We start from the raw sequence: 24503 nt of genomic DNA on the forward strand, positions 1-24503 counted from the left end.
GGGGCAGATGGTTGTGAATGTCTTTCAGCAAAAGGTAAAGAGTGCGCAGACAGGCGGTCAGCCGATGATTTGTACGCCGCTCATTGGACAAACAAAGGAAGAATTGTTTCTTGAAGTTGAGGTGTTAGCTGAGAAGAAGCCTGATGTGATAGAGTGGCGAGCGGATTTTTTCAATCACCTCAATGACAAGGAACAAGTCATTGCCACCCTGAAAGGGATGATCGAAAAGGCAGATAGCATCCCATTTTTATTCACCATTCGTTCTGAAAAAGAGGGCGGCGAACGCATCTCACTCTCAGAGGATGAAAAGGTTTCCCTGCTTGTCGAGCTTTGTGCCACTCAGCTTGTGGCTGCCGTTGATTTTGAATTAATGCATGATGTCTCGCATATCCAGCAAGTCAGTCAGGCGGCTAAGAGAAACGGGGTCATCTTGATTGTGTCGTACCACGATTTCCAGCGTACCCCTGCGGCGGATCGGCTTATGGAGCTATTCACCCATGCAGAATCGGTTGGCGCCGATATCGCAAAGATCGCCGTCATGCCGCATTCCTATGAGGATGCATTGACACTGCTTTCTGCGACGGGCAAGGCGAACAAGCATCTGTCCATCCCCGTTATTTCGATGGCGATGGGGGAATATGGCGCCTTCACAAGAATGGTAGGTGGACTCTTTGGGTCTATCATGACCTTTGCTGTAGGGAAAGAAAGCTCGGCACCTGGACAAGTTGCGATACAGGATTTGAATACCGTTCTATCGATTGTGTTTTCAAAGAATCAGTGAGTAGCAGATTCATAGCTGCACCGTGAGAGGAGAGAAACATGAAGAAGAATATATCTACACAGGTCATTCAGTATTTAGAAAATCGAGGAGTTGAGCATATCTTCGGTCTGTGCGGTCATACGAATATTGCTTTTTTATCAGCGCTAGAAAAAAGCCGTATTCAATTTGTGAATGTCAGACATGAACAGATAGCTGCGCATGCAGCAGACGGTTATGCACGAGCGAAAAAACAGACGGCTGTTGTGCTCAGTCACTTAGGTCCTGGACTCACCAATGCGGCAACAGGCGTAGCGAATGCTGCACTCGATTCCATTCCAATGGTTGTTATTGCAGGAGATGTTCCAAGTCATTACTACGGAAAGCACCCACACCAAGAAATCAATCTTCATTCCGATGCTTCTCAATACGAAATTTATCGCCCGTTTGTGAAAAGAGCATGGCGAGTCGACATTCCAGAATTATTTCCAGAAATTTTATCAAAAGCGTTTCAGTTAGCTGAAAGCGGCCGCCCTGGGCCAGTCCTGATTTCAGTTCCGATGGATGTGTTCTCAAAAGACTTAGATGTGTCGTTATTTGAACAAATCGCTCATCATACACACACCGTTGAAAAACCATCTATTGATGATCAAACAGCGAATCGGATATTAGATCGATTGCTGCAGGCAGACAAACCGCTTTTATATGTAGGGGGAGGCATTTTACTAGCCGATGCAGCAGAAGAGTTAAAGGCATTTTCTGACCATTTGAGTATCCCTGTTGCCCATTCTTTGATGGGGAAAGGGGCGATGCCAGATGATCATCCAATGACCCTTGGTATGACAGGGTTTTGGGGGACGAAATTTATCAATGATCAGTGTAAAGCAGCGGACTATATATTGGCTTTAGGCACCCGTTTTGCTGAAGCAGATGCGAGTTCGTGGGAATCGGAGTATACGTTCAATTTCCAATCAACCAAGCTCATTCATATTGACATTGATCCGAATGAAATTGGCCGAAATTATCCTGTGGAAATTGGAGCGGTAGCAGATCTCAAACAGGCGTTGACCGTACTCAATCGTGTGGCGAAAGAAAGGCTGCCAGAAGGTCTGGATCGCCCTCAATTGAAAAAGGATATTGCGGTATATCGTGAGGAATTTCAGAAGAGCAATTTGACGAATATTCAAGACGAGTCTTTCCCAATGAAACCACAACGTATTTTGCAGGAGGTGCGGGAAGTATTGCCGCCTGATGCCTTCATTACAACCGATGTTGGCTGGAATAAAAATGGGGTCGGACAGCAATTTCCTGTATTCACCCCAGGCACTATTTTAACCCCAGGTGGTTTTGCGACGATGGGATTTGGCGCTCCTGCTGCACTTGGAGCAAAGATTGCCCAGCCTGACCGTGTCGTTGTATCACTTGTCGGGGACGGCGGATTCGGTCAAAATCCATCTGTTCTTGCAACAGCTATGGAAGAAAACATTCCTGTTGTGTGGATTGTGATGAACAACAGTGCGTTTGGGACGATCGCCGGCTTGCAAATGGCACACTATGAAACGACATACGGCACTGTTTTTAGAAAAGATGGAGAAAGCTATTCGCCTGATTTTGCAGCCATTGCAAGAGGTTATGGGATGAAGGGGATCAAAATTACGGCGGCTTCTGAATTCAAAGAAGCTTTGGCGGAAGCGATCGCTTCTCAGGAACCGTGTGTCATTGATGTAGCGATGAAAAATGATCCTGTGCCTACTGATGGACATTGGAACATTAATGATATTTATTCACCAAATACAAAACGTTCACATGTCAGTGTGAACTAAACATGACTAGGGAGGAATCAACAATGAAAATTAAAGTGTTAAATCCATTTCAAGACGGTCATCCATTATGGTTAGGTTTAGATCATCCAGAAGAGAACATGATTCGGAAGGTGTTTCAAACGATCACACCAGATACCGTTGGATCAGAGCATATGATGGCAGGTCTCACTATTTTTGAGCCGGGAGAAGCAAGCTCAGTACACAATCACCCGGGTTCAGAGGAATTTGATTATGTGATTAAAGGGTCTGGCGAAGTCATTTGCGATGGAGAAAGACAATCATTTAAACAAAATGACTTTATGTTTATTCCAGACGGTGTCTCGCATCAGCATGTGAACACAGGGGACGAACCTTTATGGCTGATTTGGCTCTATACACCGCAAGGGCAGCTGCCGAAGGACTAAAGAAACCTTGCACGAGAGAAAGAAGAAAAGGGGCTAAAATAGAAAGCATTTTAGCCCTTTATCAATTGAACGAAAGGGAGTCAAGCAATGAATAAGAATACACCACTTGAAGGAATCAAAATATTAGATGTTTCAACGATGATTGCTGCACCATACGGCGCGGTGCTTCTAGGAGATTTCGGTGCAGAGGTCATTAAAGTTGAGATTCCTGGAAAAGGGGATACACTGCGGCATGTTGGCCCTTTTGCAGATGGTGAACCTTTGAGATGGTCAGGGCTTTCAAGGAATAAGAAATCTCTTACACTCGATCTACACAAAGAAGAAGCAAAAGACATTTTTAAAAAGCTTGCAGCGCAGGTTGATGTGATCATTGAAAATTTTCGTCCGGGCACACTTGAAAAATGGGACGTTGGGTACGATGTATTAAAAGAAATCAACCCTCGTTTAATTATGATTCGAGTTTCGGGTTATGGGCAAACCGGTCCATTTAAGGACAAGGCGGGATTTGGTACACCTGCGACGGCGTTTAGCGGCTTTACATATATTCAGGGGTTTCCAGATCGGCATCCAGTCAGCCCGTCCTTTTCCCTTACGGATTATATCGCAGGAATCTATGTGGCGTTTGCCACTGTGACAGCGATGTATTACCGTGACACACATCCAGAAGGAACAGGGCAAATGGTGGATTTGGCTCTCTATGAATCTGTGTTCCGCATGTTAGAATTTTTGGTTGCTGAATATGACAAGCTAGGGAAGGTGCGTGAGCGTTCACCAGGGTTAAGCGGTCATTCAAGCCCTGCCGGCACCTATGAGACAAAGGACGGGCATTATTTGGTTCTTGTGACGAGTACAGATTCGACCTTTAATCGATTGGCAGAGGCGATGAATCGCTTAGATTTACTAGAGAACGAGAAATTCTCTGTGAATGCAGCCAGGCTGAAGCATAACGATGAAATGGATGAGATCGTCTCGCAGTGGATTGCGTCCAAAACAAGAGATGACGTCCTAGACATTCTAGATACACATGGTGTGCCTGTGAGTCCGATTCTAAGCATTCGGGATATCTTTGAGCATCCGCAATTTAAAGCACGAGAAAATATTGTCGAGGTGCATCATCCACGTCTTGGAAAAGTGAAGGTGCCTGGAATCATTCCGAAGTTTGAAAAAACCCCCGGCCGTATTCGCCATATTGCGCCTGATTTAGGTGAACATAATTATGACATTTTAACGAAAATGCTTGGCTTCACAGAAGAAGAGTGTAAACAGTTAGAAGAAAAAGGGGTCATTTAAGACACTCAACCGATCCGCACGCTGCGGAAACAAAGGAGGATGGTTATGAAAGTGCATTCAGAACTGAAGGGGAACGACTTGCGGCCTGCTTATGCGAAACCAACAAAAGCTCGTTTCGGCATCTTGATTCTGTTGTTTTTTATTACCGCTATTAACTATATTGATCGAGCCAGTGTATCCATTGTTGCACCTGCGATTCAGTCTTCATTGCAATTAAACCCTGCCTTATTAGGCCTCATCTTTTCAGCATTTAGCTGGACCTATACAGCCATGCAGATCCCTGGCGGCTTTATTCTTGATAAGTTTGGATCAAAGGTAACGTATGGAATATCACTCATTACTTGGTCTATTTTCACCGGTTTACAGGCGTTTGCGAACAGCTTTGCCTTCTTATTTGGCTGCCGTTTGTTTATCGGAATTACAGAATCTCCCGCATTTCCTGCGAATAATCGCATTGTGACCACATGGTTTCCAAGGCGGGAACGCGCATTTGCAACAGGGGTATATACCGCTGGAGAGTATGTGGGGCTTGCATTTGCGACACCTCTTCTTTTTTGGATCATGACAACTTTCGATTGGAGAACCGTCTTTATCACTGCTGGTGCGCTCGGTATTATATTTGCTTTCTTTTGGTACAAGTATTATCACGAACCGAAAGAGCATCCGAAGATCAATGAAGATGAATTAGAATTGATCCGTCAAGGCGAAGGACTGACTGTGGCATCACAGGAGAAACTGAAATGGGCAGACTTTGCCGCACTTTTAAAATATCGTAAATTGATTGGACTCTATATTGGTCAATTTTCTGTTGCGTCTACCCTCTTTTTCTTTTTAACATGGTTTCCGACCTATTTAGCAGAGGCGAAAAATATGGCCTTTCTCAAAGTGGGTTTTGCGGCATCCCTGCCATACATCGCTGCATTCTTTGGAGTGCTGTTTGGAGGCTATGTGTCTGACTGGCTGCTTAAAAAAGGTGTATCGGTCAATGTAGCGAGAAAGCTGCCGGTTGTGGTCGGTCTGCTTCTGACAAGTACCATTGTTTTAGCGAATTTTACAACGAATATCCCGCTTGTGCTGACTATTTTATCCATCGCGTCCTTTGCGCAAGGACTGTCTAATATCTCCTGGACCATGCTGTCTGAGGTGGCACCAAGAGAAATGGTCGGGCTGGCTGGCGGCGTATTCAACTTTTTTGCTAACTTATCCGGCATCATCACCCCGCTGATCATCGGATTCATTGTATCGGCGACAGGCTCTTACAACGGCGGTATTTTATTCGTCAGCCTAGTGGCATTAGGCGGAGCGTTGTCGTATATCTTTATTGTAGGTAAGATTGAACGGATTCAATTAAAATAATAGAGAGTAAGAAAAAGAGAACTCATTGGGTTCTCTTTCAGCGTGTAGACAAACCCTCGCATTCGGTGTCAGTCCTGCGCGCTGGTGCTCACGAATGTCAAATTCGCTCCGCGCCGGTACTCGTCCTTCCTAGGGCTGCAAAGGTTTTCTATCACACTGAAAAAAAGACAAGGGGCTAAAATCAAATTCATTTTAGCCCCTTGTCAACAAACTTGAAAGAGAACTCATTGGGTTCTCTTTTTCTATGAATAAAAGATGACGGTGATGATCGTTGCACATGCGATCCCCATGCTGATATAAAAACCAGCAAACCAGATATTCCATCGAGTGATTCGGTAAGGGTTGACCTTCATCAAATCGGCTAATAGGGAGACAGATACATTATATGGGCTAAACATGACCGTTGAGGTTCCAGCGATAATGAGCATGATTGCGATGGGAAGGGCAGGCAGTTCATGAATGACAGGTGCCATCAAGCTCACTAAGAGAGCAAGCGAAACGAGCGGGTGAAAACCGCAAAGAGCGGTGATGAGAAAATACAGCCCGATGACCCCATAAACCCAAATGGCATGATCTGATATACTGACGATAAATGCTTGAATCGGCTGCAGGCTGTTTGTGACAAGCAGCATATCGACAAAGAAGCCCGCGCTTAAAAATAGACACATATAATTGGAGAGCTGGCGGGTTCGTTCTTTCCAATGGGGAATAGAAACGGCTACATATTGTTTTCGTTTTTTGATGATAGACGAGAATAATAGAGCGAAAGGAATAATCGTCAGCACAACAGCGAACAGATAACCTTTTCCAATCCAGGCGTCAACAAGCGAAACGACTGTCATAAAACTGAGCAGCATGAAAGCAAGCTGAATGGTTTTTCTCTTGATGCGATGAGGGTTGGAGTGAGCTTCTGCCGGCTGGATGATATGCGGCAATCGTTTGCTTTGACGAGAAAACAGCAACCAATCCGTCAACAGCACAAGCACCATTAAACAAAAGGTAACGGGTGCAATCTGATAATATTTCAATTTGGTTGCATCAATGGTGACACTCACCAGTACTTCGACAGGACTCCAGCTAAGACATAGCGCATATGACCTTAAAAGATTGCGCGTATAAAGGTGCTGTTTGACTTGTTCCTGAAGGGCGTTCAGCGACGGTTTCAAGGATGTATATAATAAGGGAATCGTTGCGATATTTAAAAACATGCCAAGAACATGAGTGACAAAAGAACTCTTGCGATAAAGCTGATTTGTACTTGTTGTATGTAAGGTAAGCAGTTTATTTAATTGAGTATCGAAATGTCCAACATGTATGAGAGAATGAATAAATGGCAACATGAAAAATAAAGAGAGCAAGCCTAGCATGGAATGAAAATGAAGAAAAAGCGTATGCAAAGGCTGTTCTGACCAGAAAAATAACACCAATCCAATCAAGAGAAACATAGCACCCGTTTTCAAATAAAGCCCATTGGCCTTCTTAAAGGAAATGGTGAGCGAAGCAGCCGCCAGCAGACCAACCAAATAGGAGAGAATGGGAGCAGGGAATAGTTGATGAACGATGTATAAGCTAATAAGAAGTGTGAAAATGAGCAGGTAGATCATGATATCTCCTCCATCAAAACATCTATCGGTTTTATTCCGTACAGTGGAATTTGTTTTCTTTTAATGGAACATTTAAAATGGATTATAGCAAAATTGGTTAATCATGTCGATAAGAAATCAAAGGGGAAAAGGAGAAAGTGAACATGGCTGATAAAAAGTCAAAAGAAGAATCAGGATTGCGTACCGTTCAGCGCGCTTTGGATATTCTTTCTTGCTTTAGCGAAGAACGTCAAGAGTTGACGCTAACGGACATTTCAAAAGAGATGAACTTAGCAATGTCTACCACAACGAGACTGCTCAAGGCACTTGAAATGAATCATTTTGTGGAAAAGAACCAAGAGACGATGAAGTACCGGCTCGGTCAAAGACTTTATCTTCTCGGTTATATTGCTGGGAAGTCCATCAAATTGAGGGAACTGGCAAAACCGCTCATGTACACACTTCGTGATGAAACAAAGGAAACCGTCAACCTGTATGTGCTCGATCACAAAAGCAGGGTATGTATTGAACAAGCCGAAGGGCTGCAATCGATTCGGCATCTTGTGAAAATCGGTGAGAAGCTGCCGTTATACGCTGGTGCTGGTGGAAAGGTGCTACTTGCTTTCCAAAGCGAAGAGTTTCAACAGCAAGTTTTCGCATCTGAGGCTGATCACATGACGATGGAGGAATGGCAAAAAGAATGTCGTCATATTCTTGAAACGCATACCGCTTGCAGTATTGATGAACGGGAAGTCGGATCGGCGGCAGTGGCGGCACCGATCTTTAACATTCATGGGGAGGTGCAGGCATGTTTATCCATATCTGGACCGACCCAACGATTTAATGAAGATATCATCCCTCAGCTGCAGCAAAAAGTGAAAAAGCATGCCGAGAAGCTCTCCGAACAGCTCGGTTACGTCGTCAAACACAATTTTTAAGAATGCCTATCTTTTCTCAGTCCATTTATCATATAATAGAAACATTATGTAGCATTCCTTGTCGTAAGGAGGACGTGTCACGAACATGAAAAACAATAGAGAGATTCCTGTGAGACAGCGAAATATTGTCCTCATTGGCTTTATGGGCGTTGGGAAAACAACCATTGGGCAGCTCGTTGCCAAAAAGTTATATAGAGATTTTATTGATGTTGATCAGGAGATTGAGAAAAAGTACAACATGACGATTCCAGAAATGTTTCAGCAAAAAGGAGAAGATTTCTTCAGACAGGCTGAAAAGGACTATATCGTCGATTTATGTGAACATACTCAGCTAAAGATCGTGTCTCTTGGAGGCGGTGCGTTTAAACAGGAAGAAATCAAACGATCTTGCTTAAAGCATTGTACGGTTCTTTTCCTTGACCTATCTTGGGAGAATTGGAAACAGCGGCTGGATATTTTAATTGAAAACCGTCCTGTTCTTCATAACCGCACGCTTGACGAGATGAAAGAGTTGTTTGAAGAGCGCCGGGAAATTTATTCCCTTCATAACTCAAGAGTGGAAACAGATCATCTAGAAGCTGAAGAAGTCGCCAATTATATTGTCGATACACTCAAGCTTGGCTGGGATCTATATTCGAAATAAAAAAGTCTATCCTAAGGGGGTAGACTTTTTCTATTAGATCAGGAGTAGTCAAAGAAATCACAGTCTGATGGTTGAAAAAAAGAAGAAAAGATGTTTTTTCCTTCGTCACTATATCAAAATGTATGCATCCTTTATGTGGTGTGTCTAGCCGTTTGAAAAAAGTGGTGATTAGACTACAACTAGGTCAAGATGATGAGGTTTTTTGATTGATGTGGGAAACGAAATATATCTCTCATTTTCTTTTTTTGAAAAAATAAAATAGTATCTAAATTCTAATAATCGTTTTTTGAATTATTATAATTTTTAAAAATATTGTTGACACCTTCGGTTAGATCATTCTATGATTATTAACGTAAACGCTTACCGTAAACGTTTACTATAACGGATGGGGAGGAATTTGTTGATGAAAAATAAAGAAAAATGGAGCGGTGTATTCCCGGCAGTCTTAATTCCTTTTAAAGATGACTATTCAATTGATGAACCTGCTTTTCGTAAGCTTGTTCGCTGGGTGGCGGAGCACGAAGGGATTAATGGGATCGTTGTCAATGGACATACTGGCGAGATTATGACTTTGCTGCCACATGAACGAGCTGAAGCTGTGCGTATTGCAGCCGACGAATTAAAGGGAGAAATCCCTGTCATTTCTGGGGTTTCTGCTGAAGGGACAATCGAAGCGATCCAGCATGCAAAAGCAGTGGAGGAAGCTGGCGGAGAAGGTATTCTTCTTATGCCGCCACATTCATGGCTGAGATTCGGTATGCAGCCTGAGTCACCTGTCCAATTCTTTAAAGATGTTGCAGAAGCAATTGATATTTCAATCATCGTCCATCAGTATCCAACATGGACAAAAACCTCTTATACAACCAGTCAATTATTAGAAATGTCGGAGATTCCAAACGTTGTCTCATTTAAAATCGGTCAAAGAGACATGGCGCAATATGAAGTCGATGTGCGCGCACTGAAAAAGCATGCATCAGATGTATCGTTGCTCACATGTCACGATGAATATTTATTGCCAACATTAGTTCAAGGAATTGATGGGGCGCTTGTAGGTTTCGGCTGTTTTGTCCCAGATTTGATTGCTGAGCTTGTGAAATGTGTGGAAGAACAAGACCTTGTAGCGGCTAATAAAGTGTACGATAGAATCTTTGAATTAAAGCATGCTGTGTATAAAATGGATGAACCTTCCTCTACCTCTCATCTGCGAATGAAGGAAGCGATGTTCCAGCGAGGTTTGATCAGCAGTTCGCTTGCGAGGAAGCCAGTATTACCTTTAACTCAAAAGGAAAAAGAAGAGATTCGTCAGGGCCTTCAAAGTGTTGGTTTACTTAAGGAAAACGTTAGTAAATAACAGACCATTGATTTCATGATGAAGGTGAGTCGGGTTATAATAGAGTATAAAACAACAGACTCCCGGAGGTATGAAATGTGTCAGTAAGTATTAAAGATGTCGCATTGAAAGCTGGAGTATCTATCGCCTCTGTTTCCCGAGTATTAAGTGGCAAACCAGGAGTAGGTGCTCAAACGGCTGAAAGAATTAAACAAGTGATTGATGAATTAGGCTATCGTCCTAATTTAGGAGCTAGAGGGCTCGTTAAAAGAAAGACTGGCAATATTGCTGTCGTGGTTCCTCGTGGTTCATATATTTTGAATAATCCATTTTTTTCGACGATTTTAGATGGGATAGCGAAGGAATTAGATGAGACTGAATTCAATATGTTGATGTCATTTACATCTGTACAGCAGCAGCGATTACTTGAAACGCAGGCTGTAGATGGTGCCATTTTATTTTCTCCAAGAAATGAAGAATTGAGTATGGATTGGTTAAAAAGTTTAGCTATTCCCATTATCGTTGTCGGAAGTTACTTAGAGGATTCTCCATTTCCATGTGTCAGGCCTGATGATGAGGAAGGTGTGTGTCAATCTGTCACGGCCTTATTTGATAAAGGTCATCGAACCATTGGACTGGTCAATGGTCCAATGAGTTCGATGCATAGTGTGAGGTATTACAAGGGGTATGAGCGTACACTGAAAAATTTAGGATTAACAATGAACAAAGAGCTTGTGTTTGAGTTAGATGAATTTGATGGGGGAAAAGTAGTAGAAGTGGTTTCTCAATTTCTCCAAGGAAACCAGCACATGACTGGAGTTGTTTGCTCTTCAGATTTTTTGGCGATAGGGGTCATGAAAGCGGCAGATATCGCAAATGTGTTAATACCTCATGATTTGTCTGTCGTTGGTGCTGATGATGTGCCCATTGCAAGTTTTCTAACCCCTTCTTTATCTTCTGTTCATGTTGATTTAGTTGGAATGGGAAGAAAAGCGGTTTCTTTACTAACGCAGTTAGTAGAAGGAGAACAGTTAGAGAAGATGGAACATATCTTCCCGATGTACTATGTAGATCGTGGCACCACGGGAACGCCAAAAAAGAAATGATAGATGCTGAAAACTCATATGATCGCTTTAGAATGTCTCTTCATTTAAAATGTAAGCGATTTCTTTTGTGCTCATCAGCATGTACTTTTGCATCATTTCCTCTATTAAGGAGGAGATATCATGACGTTAGAACTCAGCGGAAATTCAAATTCTCATGATGAGCAAGTTGTTGATAGAGCTTCGCAACTATTGACTAGGATGGAAAGTGTACCTTTTTCGAGATGGCATTTAAAACCTCGTATCATTATGGGATCTGCTACCTTTTTTGATGCTTTTGATGCACTATCTTTAGCGTTTGTTCTCCCAGTTCTCATCGGCATGTGGAATTTATCACCTGCTCAAATTGGTCTTCTTATTGGGTCTGGTTATATCGGACAAGCGATTGGTGCTATTTTCTTTGGATGGTTAGCAGAAAGACGTGGCCGTGTATTTAGTGCAAAGTGGACTGTATTTCTCATGTCTATTATGAGTATCGCATGTGTATTTTCAGGTAACTTTATGGCCCTTTTTATTTTTCGTTTTATACAGGGGATTGGAGTAGGAGGAGAAGTGCCAGTAGCGGCCTCATATATCAATGAGTTGTCCCGGGCCCAAGGGAGAGGGAGATTTTTTATGCTCTATGAGATGATTTTTCCATTAGGATTAATGATCTCAGCTCAAATTGGTGCATTTGTTGTACCTAGCTTTGGGTGGAAATGGATGTTCTTGATTGGTGGAATTGGCGGTTTAATCGTCTTTGTCTTCTTTTTCATGTTACGCGAGTCTCCAAGATGGCTTATTTCAAAAGGCAGGTTAGATGAAGCCGAAGGAATCATTGAAGAGATTGAAGCTAGTACAGACAAACGAATGCCTGTTGCAAAGCAAGTGTCCAGCAGCACTGAAAAAGGCGACTGGAAAGAGCTCTTTTCTACTTTTTATCGTAAAAGAACATTGATCGTATGGGGACTATGGTTTTCTGCCTACTTTGTATCGAATGGATTAAATAACTGGTTACCGAGTCTTTATAATACGGTTTATAATTTGCCAGTTGGAGATTCATTAAGGGCAGCCTCTCTCACAAATATTTTACAGACCATAGGGGTATTCGCTTGTGCATTTTTAATCGATAAAGTAGGACGGAAGCGTTGGGCAACCATTGCATTTATCGTAACAGGTGCTTTATTAACGGCTTTATGGATCAGCGGAGCAAATTCTCCAGAAAGCGTTATTTATTTAGGGTCCGCTGCCTACGGAATGATGGGGACAATTACAGTTCTTCTCTATTTATATACACCTGAAATCTATCCAACCCGTATGAGGGTAATTGGTACGGCATTTGCTACAGCGTGGCTTAGGCTGGCCTCAGCGATTGCTCCTATTATGATAGGTTTTATTTTAGAGGTGAGCGGTGTTTCAACTATTTTTATTCTTTTTGCAAGTGTGACTGTAGTGGGAGCAATTCTTGCTTTTAAAATGATCGAAACGAGAGAGAAAGTATTAGAGGATATTGCACCGTAAGTGATGCATGCAGTGAAGAACTTATTCTAAAGAGGGTAGGTTCTTTTTTTATTCAGAGGATTTACGTACACTTTTGAAAAAGCCTAACCTACCTCAGTTCAATTATCTTATAATAGAAACATTATCAGCACTCCTTGTCACGAACATGAAAAGTATATCTATCAGATAGTGGAAATGTATATTCATAATATAAAAGTCTACCGGCTAGGGTAGACTTTTTCGATCAGTTTAATGTTTGATCCCTTGAAGCAGTGTGGCTTTTAGGCAAAAGGATGTTGGCTGACGATGTTCGTCGAATTGCAGTTGAAACAGCTGTTTCGTTTCATCGTCTGCAGCATGAAGGTGGGCAACGATTTCCTTTTGAACATTCTCTGGTGTACGTCCTCGTATGATCCAGTCCTGATAATCAATATGCAGATCCCAGTAACGGATTTCTTCTTTCGTCAGATGGTTGTCAGCGAAAAGCTCTTTCCATTCTGATAACGAGCTTTCTCGCACATGGGAGGGATCTCTCAGTCTATTTAAATGATTAATAAAGTCATCCTGTGCTTGGTTTTCAGGTGCATAATGATCGACAAGTAGAAATTTGCCGCCTTTCTTTAAGACTCGGCTGATTTCAGACATGGCTGCCGGGAGATGTGGGAAGTGATGAGCAGCAAATCGGCATGTGACCAGATCAAATGATGCATCAGAAAAGGGCAATGCGTCTGCGGATGCCTGCTCAAACGTAATGTGGTTCAGTTGGCGCTCTTCCGAAAGTGCTGTAGCAACCTCGGTCATTTTGTGTGTGACATCAATCCCGATTCCTTTAGAGATGACGTCTGAAAAGGAGAAAACGGTATGACCTGCCGCGCAGCCGATATCAAGTAGATGCTCATCGCCCTTTGCCTTCGCCGCCGTTTTCATCCATTCAAGTTCTTTTCCAGCTGCAAAGATGGGTGAATCTCGGTAGTTCTCTGCATTTTGTGAGAATTGTTTCTCGGCTTTTGAATATGGATTCATTCCTTTACCCCCTTTTTGTTGTTTCTTTATCGTAGGGTTCTTCCCGTGATTTGTCTAAGACATAAAAGATATGATATGAATAGTTAAAACCTATGAGGTGAGAGAAGTGGATATACGAATGATGGAATATGTCATGGAAGTGTACCGGCAGCAAAGCTTTACAAAAGCAGCGGAAAAACTTCACATTGCACAGCCCTCGTTAAGTCAGCAAATTAAAAAACTTGAGGAGGAATTAGATACTCCTCTGTTTATTCGGAAGTATGGACAAGTCACTCCTACACCTCAAGGAAACCGATTGATCAAAAGAGCAGAAACCATTTTGAAGGAACGAGATGATTTGTTGCGTGAGATGGGTGAAGCTGCTTATGAGGTGGGGAAAGAACTGTTGATCGGTGCGCCAGCTGTCACAGGGGGATATGTCCTGCCAAGTTTATTAAAAACCTATTGTCAAACGTATCCGCACGTTCACGTTCATTTGATAGAAGAATCGCCTCGTGAGCTAGAAAGACGTTTACTCGCTGGGAAACTGGATCTGGCGATTCTTTCTCTGCCTGTCGAGCATGAATCATTGAAAACAAAACAAATGCTGACAGAGCCGCTTCTCCTCGCCATTCCGCAAACGGCTCAACCGTGGTTGACGGATGAACTCAATGAAATCATCAATCAAGCGGATCAAGAAGGGTCTATCCCGTTTCATCTTCTGGAAGATGCCCCGTTTATTATGCTGAAAGAGGGATATGGCTTTCGGCAAGTGGTCACGGAACTGTGCCGTCATCATGGCTTTCGGCCGAGGATTGCATTTGAAACAAGTCATATTCAAACAGCTCAGGCATTGGTTGAAAATGAGCTAGGTGTGACGGTGGTGCCGAAAATGGTGGCACAAGAGGAAAGGAAAGCAGTCACTTATTTACACATTGATTCATGCCCAACCCGCACACTTGTGTTTGCATATGTGGAAGAAAGATATTTAACGAAAGCCGCGCAAGCCTTCATGGACCTTCAACAGAATCAAGGAAAAGCTTAAACAAACGTTTAATTAAACGTAAAAAGCAGGGGAGTCCCCTGCTTTTACCTTTTTTCAGCGTGATAGAAAACCTTTGCAGCCCTAGGAAGGACGAGTACCGACGCGGAGCGAATTTGACATTCGTGAGCACCGGCACGCAGGACTGACACCGAATGCGAGGGTTTGTCTACACGCTGAAAGCAGGGGGCCCCTTGCTTTCTAATATAAATCCAGCCGCTGATCTGTCATGACGGGGATTTGTTGTCTCACTTCATCTACGAGCTGAAGATCAATGTTTGCATAATAAATGTCTTCTTCATCATTTGTCTCAAGTAGAATGCGTCCGAGCGGGTCAATCACCATGGAGTGACCAGGGAATTCAGTGTCTCTGCTTGTGCCCGTCCGGTTCACCGCAATCACAAATGACTGATTCTCAATGGCTCTTGCGATGAGCAGACTGCGCCAATGGTCCACTCTTGCTGACGGCCATTGAGCGGTATTAACAAGCACCTTCGCCCCTTTGTTCACGAGCGTCCTAGAAAGCTGAGGGAAGCGGAGGTCATAGCAGATCATCGCACCAATCTTGACATTTTCACCATAGTCAAATAAACCAAGCTGATCACCAGCGGTTAAATAGTTATGCTCATCCATTAAGCGGAATAAATGAATTTTATCATAATCTAACAAAAGCTCACCTTGGCGGTTAAAGACATACATTGTATTGGTGATGTTTTCATCTTCTGTCCTCTTATTTAAAACACTGCCTGCGATGAGATACACTTGGTGCTTGCGGGCAAAGGAAGAGAAGAGTTGTTTTGTTCGCTCGCCATCTGCATCGGCAAGCTCATCCGCTTGCTCTAACGCATAGCCGGTATTCCACATTTCAGGTAGAATAATCAAATCAGGCTGTTGGCGGATGGCTTCTTCTAAACATGCTTCTGCTTTCTGAAAGTTTACATCAGGTTCTCCTATTTGTACGTCCATTTGAATCAGGGCGATGTTCATGTCGGTCTGCCTCCTTTATTCGTTTCATGCAATGAATGGTTCGGGTGATATTGCCTGAAGCATCTAGTCTTCAAGCCAGTTTCTTTATCATAAAGCTTTCCGCCATCTTTGCCAATAGAAATGTCAGAAGGTTTTGTTAAATGACTTTCTCAATCAAGAAATGAGTGGTATGATACTCATAACTAATAAAACAAAGGGGAATAGTATGATATGCAATTGTTCGATTTGTCACTAGAAGAGCTAAAAAAATATAAACCAAAGAAAACAGCACGTCCTGATTTCTCAGACTTTTGGAAGAAATCGCTCGAAGAACTGCGCCAAGTGGAGGCAGAGCCAACACTTGAATCTTATGACTATCCAGTGAAAGGCGTCAAGGTGTACCGCTTGACGTATCAAAGCTTTGGACATTCTAAAATTGAAGGCTTTTATGCTGTGCCTGATCAAACTGGTCCGCATCCAGCGCTCGTTCGTTTTCATGGCTATAATGCCAGCTATGACGACGGCATTCATGACATCGTCAACTGGGCGCTGCACGGCTATGCAACATTTGGTATGCTCGTCCGCGGTCAAGGTGGCAGTGAAGACACATCAGTGACGCCAGGCGGGCATGCATTAGGGTGGATGACAAAAGGCATTTTATCGAAGGATACGTACTATTATCGAGGCGTTTATCTAGATGCTGTTCGTGCACTTGAAGTCATTCAGTCTTTCCCCGAAGTAGATGAACACCGTATCGGCGTGATCGGTGGAAGTCAGGGGGGGGCGTTAGCGATTGCGGCCGCAGCCCTTTCAGACATTCCAAAAGTCGTTGCGGCAGACTATCCTTACTTATCAAATTTTGAGCGTGCAGTTGATGTTGCCTTGGAGCAGCCTTATTTAGAAATCAATTCATACTTTCGCAGAAACAGTGATCCAGAAGCTGAAGAAAAGGTATTTGAGACATTAAGTTACTTTGATTTAATCAATTTAGCCGGCTGGGTGAAACAGCCAACATTGATGGCGATCGGTCTGATTGATCAAGTGACACCGCCATCCACCGTGTTTGCGGCATACAATCATTTAGAAACAGATAAAGAGCTGAAAGTGTACCGATATTTTGGGCACGAGTTTATTCCTGCTTTTCAAACAGAGAAGCTGTCCTTTTTACAAAAGCATTTGCTTCTATCAACATAAGAGCATGACAAAGAGCTAAAATGACATTCATTTTAGCTCTTTGTCTTTTTCAGCTATTGGAGCGATCAGCTTAATAACTGGTGTTCTGTCTTGTTTTTTCATCAGGCACTAATGCTGTAACGATCAGGGCAAGGGCTGTGATGATGTGAAGGATGAATCCGAGAATCGGAATCCATGCAAGGCAGGATGTGACAATTCCAATGATACTTCCAATCATTGGTCCCTGGTCTCGCTTCGATAAGACGAGTGTGATAATATGCAGAATAAGCATGACCATGAGCGGTGAATAGCCATTGCTGATAACGAATAGACCTCCGATCACAGGGATAGCAAGGCAAGCTTCAAAAATCCCAGTGATCCATTTCATAATGCGAGATATAGACATCAGATCCAACTCCTTTTTCATATATGTCTTATTCGTATTTTCCCAAAAGGTGAAGAAGTCATGCAGAATTCTATAGAAAGAGTTGATGGACACTTGAGAGAGAGAATTAAGGAAGAGCTGAAAATCATCGAAGAAACGTATGACGTCAAGATTTGTCTTGCCGTCGAATCAGGCAGCAGGGCATGGGGTTTTCCCTCGACCGATAGTGATTATGATGTTCGCTTTTTATATGTTCCCCGGAAAGAATGGTATTGGGCGATGGAAGAGCATCGTGATGTCATAGAACGACCGATTGATGACATGCTTGATATCAGCGGCTGGGAGCTTAGAAAGGCACTGCGCTTATTCAATAAATCAAATCCGTCCATTATGGAATGGCTGTCTTCTGATATCATCTATGCTGAATCTTTCTCTTTGGCAAAGCAGCTAAGAGAATTAAAGGATCGAGCGTTTTATCCTGCGGCTTTGATGTATCATTACCTCAATATGGCGAAGCGGAATGAAAGCCGGCATTTACGAGGAGAGCAGGTGCGAATCAAGAAGTATTTCTATGTGCTTCGTCCGCTGCTTGCCTGTCAGTGGATTGAACGTTACCGAACAGTTCCACCAATGGACTTTCATGAATTACTCAAGGAGCTAGTGGAGGAAGGTCCGCTGTTAGCAGAAATTCACGAACTGCTCAAACGTAAAATGGACGGAGAAGAAATGGATGTAGAGAACCGTCTCGCTCATGTCCATCCATTTATTGATCAAGAGCTGGCGCGTTTTGATGAATTGGTGAAAAGCTACAATCAGCCGAAAGACAATCTGATGCAAGAATTAAATGAGCTTTTGCAGTCTACCCTTGATGAGGTGTGGGCGTAGGAGGGGAGAGTCAGCCGGATCGCGGCAGACTCTTTTTTTATCTCCTATTGTGATAAAACCACAAAAAAAGTCAGAATTTTTGTCATCTTCAAATATTGTAGCGGACAGCTCATGAGCCTTACAATAAAGACATAGCTTACAAAGAGTGGGAGGTGCCCTTTATGGAGTCGGTCACAAGAAATTTCTTCTTGTTTTTGTCAAAGAGCAGTCTCTTGAACCATATTGCTCGTAATTGGGGAAGTGCTGTTGCATCAAAGAAAATCATCGGTGGGAAGGATTTTGAGAGCGCTATCCCTGTCATCAAACGATTAAACGATCAAGGTATGCCCGTAACGGTTGATCATCTCGGTGAGTTTGTCACAAAGGCAGAGATTGCAAATGAGCGGACGAATGAGTGTATTCAAACCATTCAGCGCATTGCAGAGGCGGGACTCAATTCCCACGTGTCACTTAAAATGACATCGCTTGGCTTAGATATTGACGATGACCTCGTGTATCGCAATATGAAAAGCATTTTAGATACGGCAGAGAAACACCGTATTATGGTGACAATTGATATGGAGGATGAACAGCGCTGTCAAAAAACGCTGGACATTTTTAAAGAAATGAAATCTCAATATGAGTATGTCAGTACGGTTTTGCAGGCGTATTTGTACAGAACAGAACAAGATCTTGATGACCTAAATGAGTTGCAACCATTTTTAAGACTTGTAAAGGGTGCCTATAAGGAATCCGCCGAAGTGGCGTATCCAAACAAAAAAGACGTCGATCAGAATTACAAGAAGCTGATCGAAAAGCAATTACTCTCAGGGAACTATACAGCCATTGCGACACATGACGATCAAATGATCGAATTTACGAAACATATTGTGAAAAAACACAATATACAGACAAGTCAGTTCGAATTTCAAATGCTGTATGGCATGAGATCAGAAACGCAGCAAGCACTCGTGAAGGAAGGCTATCAAATGAGGGTCTACACCCCGTATGGACGAGAGTGGTATGGCTACTACATGAGACGTCTTGCAGAAAGACCAGCAAACATTGCATTTGCTTTAAAAGGGATGACGAGAAAATAATTTGAAACGGGAGCGTGACAAAGATGACAACACCTTACAAGCATGAACCATTCACGGATTTTAGCCAGGAAGAAAATCGCCAAGCGTTTGAACAAGCATTAGCCAAAGTAACAGAATCACTTGGGCAAACCTATCCGCTTGTGATTAATGGAGAAAGAATCGAAACAACAGACAAGATTGTCTCGATCAATCCGGCGAAGAAGGAAGAAGTCGTGGGTACCGTATCAAAAGCTGGGAAAGAAGAGGCAGAGCAAGCGATTCAAGCTGCGGCAAAAGCGTTTGAAACATGGCGCTACACGTCTCCAGAAGAAAGAGCCGGCGTCTTATTCCGCGCTGCGGCAAGCATTCGCCGTAAAAAGCATGAGTATTCAGCCCTTCTCGTAAAAGAAGCAGGGAAGCCTTGGAATGAAGCAGATGCAGATACAGCAGAAGCCATTGACTTCCTAGAGTATTATGCCCGTCAAATGCTAGAGCTTGCGAAAGGCAAACCGGTGAACAGTCGCGATGGGGAACGCAATCAATATGTGTACACACCAACTGGCGTGACGCTTGTCATTCCACCATGGAACTTCTTGTTTGCAATCATGGCAGGAACAACCGTTGCACCAATCGTCACAGGGAATACAGTCGTATTAAAGCCAGCAAGTGCGACGCCTGTCATTGCTGCCCGCTTTGTAGAAGAACTGGAGCAAGCAGGTCTTCCGAAAGGTGTTGTCAACTTCGTGCCAGGTAGCGGAGCAGAAGTTGGAGATTACTTAGTAGATCATCCAAAAACAAGCCTCATTACATTCACTGGATCAAGAGAAGTGGGCACACGTATTTTTGAACGTGCGGCAAAAGTACAGCCAGGACAACAGCATTTAAAGCGTGTCATTGCTGAAATGGGCGGTAAAGATACCGTGGTTGTAGATGAGGATGCAGATGTTGAATTAGCCGCTAACGCCATTTTCACATCAGCCTTCGGGTTCTCAGGTCAAAAATGTTCAGCTGGATCTCGTGCTGTCGTCCACGAGAAGCTGTATGACCAAGTCGTTGAGCGAGTGAAAGAAATCACAGAAACGAAAACAACAGCGAATCCGTTATCAGCTGATGTGTACATGGGACCTGTCATTGATCAAGCTTCCTTTGACAAGATCACGGAATATATCGAAATTGGCAAGCAAGAAGGCCGTCTAGTCACTGGCGGAACAAGTGATGATTCAGAAGGGTACTTCATTCATCCAACCGTGTTTGCAGATCTAGAGCCAACATCTCGTTTAATGCAAGAAGAAATCTTTGGACCTGTCCTAGCTTTCTCAAAAGTCTCAAGCTTTGATGAGGCGCTTGAAGTAGCCAACAACACAGAATACGGGTTAACCGGTGCGGTCATTACAAATAATCGTGATCACATCAACCGTGCGAAGCAGGAGTTCCATGTCGGGAACCTTTACTTTAACCGTAACTGTACGGGAGCGATTGTGGGATACCACCCATTTGGCGGCTTTAAAATGTCAGGAACTGATTCAAAAGCAGGCGGACCAGATTATCTTGCTCTGCACATGCAGGCCAAAACGATCAGCGAAATGTTTTAATATGGAAAAGCATGAACTCGTGCAGGCGAGTTCATGCTTTTTTTACCTGTCTACGACTTGTTTCTATACAAATATGACTGGAAAGAAGTATGATAAATGTATCACTTATTCAGGGAGCAATCGGGATGGAAGAGATATTAGAAAAGCTTCATACATTTTTTGATGTCGATAAATTAATTGCATTTATTAGTGGTTATTTAAAAAAACCAGTCATTTTAGAAAGTACTGAATGTCAGCTGCTTGCTTATAATTCTTACAGCATCCAGCAGTTCGACCCAGTCAATCAGCAAACCATTTTCTCAAAGGAATGTCCGGGAGCTGTGGTGGATTGGTTAAAAAAAACAGGGGTCATTGAGCAGCTATATACAGATTCAAATCCTTTTTATGTGAATGGTCATGAGGAGCTCGGGTTTAATCGACGAGTGGCTGTGAGCGCCAAGCACAAACAAGAGGTTGTCGGCTTTATTTGGGTGCAGGACATTGAAGATTCTCTCTCTCAAGAGGAGCTGCAATTTTTACACGAGGCATCGTTTCAAGTTGGAAAAGTTATTTATAAAAATAAGAAACAGTTGGAGAAAAAGGAAGGCAAAATTGAAGAGTTCTTCAAAAAGGTCATGGATGATCATTTTTATACAGAAGAAGAGCTGAAATGGGAAGCTGAGAATTTAAGCATTCCACTGCCAGCTGTCTTTACTGTGATGGTTGTTCATGCCGCCGATAACAAAAGTGAGACGGCAGAAGATGTGAAGGATGTGATTAGAACCTATTTACAGCTAGAAGACAAGGTCAATCATGTCTACTCTGTGCAAGCAGACATCGTCGTGATATTAGGCAGTTTGTCAGATCGCCACTCACCAAAAGCGACCGCTGCGGATGTCGTCGCCCATCTTCAATCGAAAACGCATACACACCCATCTCCTTTATATATTGGGATGGGAAGAGAATATCGAGATGTCATGAAAATGAGCACAAGTCGATTTGAAGCGATAGAAGTCGTGAAAGCAGTGAAGATTGTCGGCGGACAGGAATTGATTCCATACGATTACGAGCATTTGGGGGTCTTCCGGTTCTTAGACTCGATTTACAGTCACCAAAAAAAGAAAAACGACTTCAATCCAGATTTGTTGCGCCTAAAGGAAAAAGACCGTGACAGCCAAACATCATTTTTAAAAACCTTAGAGGTCTACTTATTGAATAATTGTAAGCTAAAACCAGCTGCAGAGCAGTTGTTTATTCATCAAAATACACTAAACTATCGAATGAAACAAATTTTTGAAATGACGTCTATAGATTTAAGTCATTTTAGCCAGCGATGTGAGTTATTTATTGAATTGATGCTGATGAAAAAAGATCAATAGACGTGGACTCCGCAGGTGCAAAGGATGACCTGCGGATTTTTATGCGAGATCATAAAATGGCATACAATTGCCTTATTTCGTTGTATGATAGATAAAGATTTTATGAGGAAAGTGAAAGGAGGGCCACCTTTGGGATCAGTCACCTTGGCCATTTTAATTTTCATCATGACCCTCGTCCTTGTCATTTGGCAGCCAGGACGTTTAACCATTGGATGGTCAGCGTGCGGGGGAGCGATTCTTGCTCTTGCTTTTGGGGTCGTTCATTTGGGCGATGTATGGGAAGTTACCCAAATTGTCTGGAACGCCACCTTTGCATTTATTGGAATTATCATCATTTCATTGATTTTAGATGAGATTGGTTTTTTTGAATGGGCGGCACTTCATATGGCAAAAGCCGCAAGAGGGAACGGGGTCCGCATGTTTATTTATTTAACATTGCTCGGCGCTGTGGTAGCAGCTTTTTTTGCCAACGATGGAGCGGCACTTATCTTAACCCCGATCGTTTTATCTGTGGTCAGAGCGCTGAAGCTGGATGAGCGTATGATCCTGCCATTTGTCATGGCAAGCGGCTTTATTGCAGATACGACGTCTTTGCCATTTGTCATTAGTAACTTGGTCAATATCGTATCAGCCGATTATTTTCATATTGGCTTTCTTGAATATACAGCAAACATGTTCGTCCCAAACCTTGTATCGCTTGGCGCTAGTATGCTTGTGCTGTATGTGTTTTATCGGAAACTCATCCCGAAAACGTACGATGTTTCGCAGGCGAAGGAACCAGCTTCGGCCATTCGTGATCTGCGCATGTTCCGGTTATCTTGGTATGTGTTAGGGTGCTTGCTTGTTGGATATTTTGCTGGGGAATTGGCAGGCATTCCGGTGTCAATCATTGTAGGAGGCATTGCCATTGCTTTCTTATGGCTGGCGAAACGGAGTCCACAAGTAGCGACAAAACGAGTCGTCAAAGAAGCACCGTGGTCGATTGTGTTTTTCTCTATCGGCATGTATGTCGTGGTGTATGGGCTGAAAAATGTCGGCCTGACAGAAATTTTAGCGGCGTGGATTGAACAGGGGGCGTCACACGGTTTACTTGCGGGAACGATGTTTATGGGGGTTCTGGCAGCAGTACTATCTTCAGTCATGAACAACCTCCCAACCGTTTTAATTGATGCGATTGCCATCGGTCACACAGATACAGCAGGTGTGATGAGAGATGCACTGATTTATGCCAACGTCATCGGCTCAAACCTTGGTCCAAAAATGACCCCAATCGGTTCATTGGCGACATTGCTGTGGCTTCATGTCTTGAAGAAAAAAGGTGTGCATATTTCTTGGGGAGCATACATGAAAGCTGGAATCATTCTAACCATACCAACTCTGATCATCACGTTATTGGGGTTGTATGTGTGGTTATGGCTGATACATTAAAAAGCAGATCTCAAGGATCTTAGCGCGTAGGCAAACCCTCGCATTCTTTGTCAGTCCTGCGTGCTGGTGCTCACGAATATCAAATTCGCTCCACGCCAGTGCTCGTCTTTCCTAGACTGCAAAGGTTTTCTATCACGCTGAAAAGTAGAAAAAGGGCTAAAATCAAGTTCATTTTAGCCCTTTGTCAACAATTCTAAGCAGATCCAATGGATCTGCCTTTTGTTGTTATAGATATTTTGCATAGCGTTTTTCCAAAAAGTCTTGGAGCAATGAGACCACACTGCATATGCCCCAGTAAATCAAGGCAACCAATATATACATGGTCATATAATCGAATTCTCGTCCACCCACAATTTTTGCTTGCTGGAAGAGTTCGGGCACAGTAATCATTGCCGCTAGTGAGGAAGCTTTGATTAAATCGAGCATGACGTTGGTCAGGGGCGGCAGTGCAATGCGCACGGATTGAGGCAAAATGACTCCGCGCATCGTTTGCCAATAACTGAGACCAAGTGATTTGGCGGCTTCCACTTGACCACTTGGAACAGAGGAGAGAGCCGCCCGGTTAATTTCGGCAATGTATGCAGCACTATTGAAGCTGAATCCAATAATAGCAGCAGTGACAGCTGTAAATTCAATGCCGATGTAAGGGAATCCGAAATAAAGGATAAACAAAATGACCAGAATGGGAACCCCTCGCATGAATGAAATATACAGCCGTGCAGGCAGCCGAAGGAACCACGTATTTGCCATTCTAGCAAGGGCAATAAAAAAGCCTAGAATCGTCCCAAAAAACATGCTCACAAAAGAAATGAGCAGCGTCAGCCAGATGCCTTTCATGACAAATGGAAATGACGCTTTTGCCAGTGCAGGATTAAAGATATATTCTAAATGAATATCTCCCACGTCTG

22 protein-coding genes are annotated in these 24503 nt (G+C 43.1%); 17 read left to right on the top strand and 5 right to left on the bottom strand.

Annotated features, from left to right (window positions below):
* The first annotated feature begins 7 nt into the window (after positions 1–7).
* The 5 genes from aroD (at position 8) to NSQ70_RS01860 (ending at position 5630) form a co-directional block, all read left to right on the top strand.
* Complete coding sequence (gene aroD, locus NSQ70_RS01840) at positions 8–781, top strand: type I 3-dehydroquinate dehydratase (protein WP_342502398.1); 774 nt, start codon at positions 8–10, stop codon at positions 779–781.
* Between the two features lie 38 nt (positions 782–819).
* Positions 820–2580, top strand: a complete 1761-nt coding sequence (locus NSQ70_RS01845) for a thiamine pyrophosphate-binding protein (RefSeq protein WP_047945860.1) — start codon at positions 820–822, stop codon at positions 2578–2580.
* 23 nt (positions 2581–2603) lie between these two features.
* Entirely contained in the window at positions 2604–2984 is a 381-nt protein-coding gene (locus tag NSQ70_RS01850) for a cupin domain-containing protein (RefSeq protein WP_024718975.1), read from the top strand.
* Between the two features lie 87 nt (positions 2985–3071).
* On the top strand, positions 3072–4274 hold the full coding sequence (locus tag NSQ70_RS01855; RefSeq protein WP_041508218.1) for a CoA transferase: 1203 nt from the start codon (positions 3072–3074) through the stop codon (positions 4272–4274).
* 45 nt (positions 4275–4319) lie between these two features.
* Positions 4320–5630 carry an MFS transporter gene (locus NSQ70_RS01860; RefSeq protein WP_008342087.1) on the top strand — a complete coding sequence of 437 codons (1311 nt, stop codon included), beginning with the start codon at positions 4320–4322 and terminating at the stop codon, positions 5628–5630.
* A gap of 242 nt (positions 5631–5872) precedes the next feature.
* Here the strand turns inward: NSQ70_RS01860 and NSQ70_RS01865 are convergent, their stop codons facing one another.
* Positions 5873–7234 carry a hypothetical protein gene (locus tag NSQ70_RS01865; protein WP_039166336.1) on the bottom strand — a complete coding sequence of 454 codons (1362 nt, stop codon included), beginning with the start codon at positions 7232–7234 and terminating at the stop codon, positions 5873–5875.
* 143 nt (positions 7235–7377) lie between these two features.
* On the opposite strand from NSQ70_RS01865, the gene NSQ70_RS01870 reads away from it, so the two are divergent.
* The 5 genes from NSQ70_RS01870 (at position 7378) to NSQ70_RS01890 (ending at position 12727) form a co-directional block, all read left to right on the top strand.
* A complete protein-coding gene (locus NSQ70_RS01870) occupies positions 7378–8151 on the top strand; it encodes an IclR family transcriptional regulator (RefSeq protein WP_217967577.1) in 774 nt (257 codons plus the stop codon).
* Positions 8152–8236: 85 nt separating this feature from the next.
* Positions 8237–8794 carry a shikimate kinase gene (locus NSQ70_RS01875; RefSeq protein ID WP_025206715.1) on the top strand — a complete coding sequence of 186 codons (558 nt, stop codon included), beginning with the start codon at positions 8237–8239 and terminating at the stop codon, positions 8792–8794.
* A gap of 403 nt (positions 8795–9197) precedes the next feature.
* A complete protein-coding gene (locus NSQ70_RS01880; RefSeq protein ID WP_342502399.1) occupies positions 9198–10145 on the top strand; it encodes a dihydrodipicolinate synthase family protein in 948 nt (315 codons plus the stop codon).
* A 77-nt stretch (positions 10146–10222) separates the two neighbouring features.
* The gene (locus tag NSQ70_RS01885) at positions 10223–11230 is read left to right on the top strand and encodes a LacI family DNA-binding transcriptional regulator (protein WP_255836188.1); all 1008 of its coding nucleotides are present in this window, start codon (positions 10223–10225) and stop codon (positions 11228–11230) included.
* 120 nt (positions 11231–11350) lie between these two features.
* On the top strand, positions 11351–12727 hold the full coding sequence (locus NSQ70_RS01890; RefSeq protein ID WP_058336338.1) for an MFS transporter: 1377 nt from the start codon (positions 11351–11353) through the stop codon (positions 12725–12727).
* Positions 12728–12955: 228 nt separating this feature from the next.
* Here NSQ70_RS01890 and NSQ70_RS01895 read toward each other — a convergent pair whose 3' ends face one another.
* A complete protein-coding gene (locus NSQ70_RS01895) occupies positions 12956–13729 on the bottom strand; it encodes a class I SAM-dependent methyltransferase (RefSeq protein ID WP_342502400.1) in 774 nt (257 codons plus the stop codon).
* Between the two features lie 118 nt (positions 13730–13847).
* Between NSQ70_RS01895 and NSQ70_RS01900 the strand changes: the two genes are divergently transcribed.
* Positions 13848–14753 (top strand): LysR substrate-binding domain-containing protein, encoded by a 906-nt coding sequence (locus tag NSQ70_RS01900; RefSeq protein ID WP_216895645.1) that lies wholly within the window; start codon positions 13848–13850, stop codon positions 14751–14753.
* Between the two features lie 198 nt (positions 14754–14951).
* Here NSQ70_RS01900 and NSQ70_RS01905 read toward each other — a convergent pair whose 3' ends face one another.
* Positions 14952–15737, bottom strand: a complete 786-nt coding sequence (locus NSQ70_RS01905; protein ID WP_096880978.1) for a carbon-nitrogen family hydrolase — start codon at positions 15735–15737, stop codon at positions 14952–14954.
* A gap of 210 nt (positions 15738–15947) precedes the next feature.
* On the opposite strand from NSQ70_RS01905, the gene NSQ70_RS01910 reads away from it, so the two are divergent.
* On the top strand, positions 15948–16910 hold the full coding sequence (locus tag NSQ70_RS01910) for an acetylxylan esterase (protein ID WP_216895546.1): 963 nt from the start codon (positions 15948–15950) through the stop codon (positions 16908–16910).
* 70 nt (positions 16911–16980) lie between these two features.
* On the opposite strand, the gene NSQ70_RS01915 is transcribed toward NSQ70_RS01910, so the two are convergent.
* Positions 16981–17295: a hypothetical protein gene (locus tag NSQ70_RS01915; protein ID WP_008342068.1), complete on the bottom strand. Its 315-nt coding sequence runs from the start codon at positions 17293–17295 to the stop codon at positions 16981–16983.
* Between the two features lie 60 nt (positions 17296–17355).
* On the opposite strand from NSQ70_RS01915, the gene NSQ70_RS01920 reads away from it, so the two are divergent.
* From NSQ70_RS01920 to NSQ70_RS01940, 5 genes are all read left to right on the top strand, one after another.
* Positions 17356–18159, top strand: coding sequence for a nucleotidyltransferase domain-containing protein (locus NSQ70_RS01920; RefSeq protein WP_017358557.1), 804 nt, complete (start codon positions 17356–17358; stop codon positions 18157–18159).
* A gap of 161 nt (positions 18160–18320) precedes the next feature.
* Positions 18321–19238, top strand: a complete 918-nt coding sequence (locus NSQ70_RS01925) for a proline dehydrogenase (RefSeq protein WP_327862119.1) — start codon at positions 18321–18323, stop codon at positions 19236–19238.
* Positions 19239–19261: 23 nt separating this feature from the next.
* On the top strand, positions 19262–20809 hold the full coding sequence (gene pruA, locus NSQ70_RS01930) for an L-glutamate gamma-semialdehyde dehydrogenase (RefSeq protein WP_058336343.1): 1548 nt from the start codon (positions 19262–19264) through the stop codon (positions 20807–20809).
* Between the two features lie 125 nt (positions 20810–20934).
* Complete coding sequence (locus NSQ70_RS01935) at positions 20935–22167, top strand: helix-turn-helix domain-containing protein (RefSeq protein ID WP_017358555.1); 1233 nt, start codon at positions 20935–20937, stop codon at positions 22165–22167.
* Between the two features lie 129 nt (positions 22168–22296).
* The gene (locus NSQ70_RS01940; RefSeq protein ID WP_008342056.1) at positions 22297–23595 is read left to right on the top strand and encodes an arsenic transporter; all 1299 of its coding nucleotides are present in this window, start codon (positions 22297–22299) and stop codon (positions 23593–23595) included.
* 225 nt (positions 23596–23820) lie between these two features.
* Here NSQ70_RS01940 and NSQ70_RS01945 read toward each other — a convergent pair whose 3' ends face one another.
* Positions 23821–24498, bottom strand: a complete 678-nt coding sequence (locus NSQ70_RS01945; protein WP_008347854.1) for an amino acid ABC transporter permease — start codon at positions 24496–24498, stop codon at positions 23821–23823.
* Positions 24499–24503: the final 5 nt, after the last annotated feature.

This window comes from Bacillus sp. FSL R5-0397 (assembly GCF_038593395.1).
Taxonomy (GTDB): domain Bacteria; phylum Bacillota; class Bacilli; order Bacillales; family Bacillaceae; genus Bacillus; species Bacillus altitudinis.

Bases quoted from the DNA above. Each gene is read 5' to 3' on its own strand.
- aroD (WP_342502398.1), top strand. From the start codon at position 8: ATGGTTGTGAATGTCTTTCAGCAAAAGGTAAAGAGTGCGCAGACAGGC.
- NSQ70_RS01845 (WP_047945860.1), top strand. From the start codon at position 820: ATGAAGAAGAATATATCTACACAGGTCATTCAGTATTTAGAAAATCGA.
- NSQ70_RS01850 (WP_024718975.1), top strand. From the start codon at position 2,604: ATGAAAATTAAAGTGTTAAATCCATTTCAAGACGGTCATCCATTATGG.
- NSQ70_RS01855 (WP_041508218.1), top strand. From the start codon at position 3,072: ATGAATAAGAATACACCACTTGAAGGAATCAAAATATTAGATGTTTCA.
- NSQ70_RS01860 (WP_008342087.1), top strand. From the start codon at position 4,320: ATGAAAGTGCATTCAGAACTGAAGGGGAACGACTTGCGGCCTGCTTAT.
- NSQ70_RS01865 (WP_039166336.1), bottom strand. From the start codon at position 7,234: ATGATCTACCTGCTCATTTTCACACTTCTTATTAGCTTATACATCGTT.
- NSQ70_RS01870 (WP_217967577.1), top strand. From the start codon at position 7,378: ATGGCTGATAAAAAGTCAAAAGAAGAATCAGGATTGCGTACCGTTCAG.
- NSQ70_RS01875 (WP_025206715.1), top strand. From the start codon at position 8,237: ATGAAAAACAATAGAGAGATTCCTGTGAGACAGCGAAATATTGTCCTC.
- NSQ70_RS01880 (WP_342502399.1), top strand. From the start codon at position 9,198: ATGAAAAATAAAGAAAAATGGAGCGGTGTATTCCCGGCAGTCTTAATT.
- NSQ70_RS01890 (WP_058336338.1), top strand. From the start codon at position 11,351: ATGACGTTAGAACTCAGCGGAAATTCAAATTCTCATGATGAGCAAGTT.
- NSQ70_RS01895 (WP_342502400.1), bottom strand. From the start codon at position 13,729: ATGAATCCATATTCAAAAGCCGAGAAACAATTCTCACAAAATGCAGAG.
- NSQ70_RS01900 (WP_216895645.1), top strand. From the start codon at position 13,848: ATGATGGAATATGTCATGGAAGTGTACCGGCAGCAAAGCTTTACAAAA.
- NSQ70_RS01905 (WP_096880978.1), bottom strand. From the start codon at position 15,737: ATGAACATCGCCCTGATTCAAATGGACGTACAAATAGGAGAACCTGAT.
- NSQ70_RS01910 (WP_216895546.1), top strand. From the start codon at position 15,948: ATGCAATTGTTCGATTTGTCACTAGAAGAGCTAAAAAAATATAAACCA.
- NSQ70_RS01915 (WP_008342068.1), bottom strand. From the start codon at position 17,295: ATGTCTATATCTCGCATTATGAAATGGATCACTGGGATTTTTGAAGCT.
- NSQ70_RS01920 (WP_017358557.1), top strand. From the start codon at position 17,356: ATGCAGAATTCTATAGAAAGAGTTGATGGACACTTGAGAGAGAGAATT.
- NSQ70_RS01925 (WP_327862119.1), top strand. From the start codon at position 18,321: ATGGAGTCGGTCACAAGAAATTTCTTCTTGTTTTTGTCAAAGAGCAGT.
- pruA (WP_058336343.1), top strand. From the start codon at position 19,262: ATGACAACACCTTACAAGCATGAACCATTCACGGATTTTAGCCAGGAA.
- NSQ70_RS01935 (WP_017358555.1), top strand. From the start codon at position 20,935: ATGGAAGAGATATTAGAAAAGCTTCATACATTTTTTGATGTCGATAAA.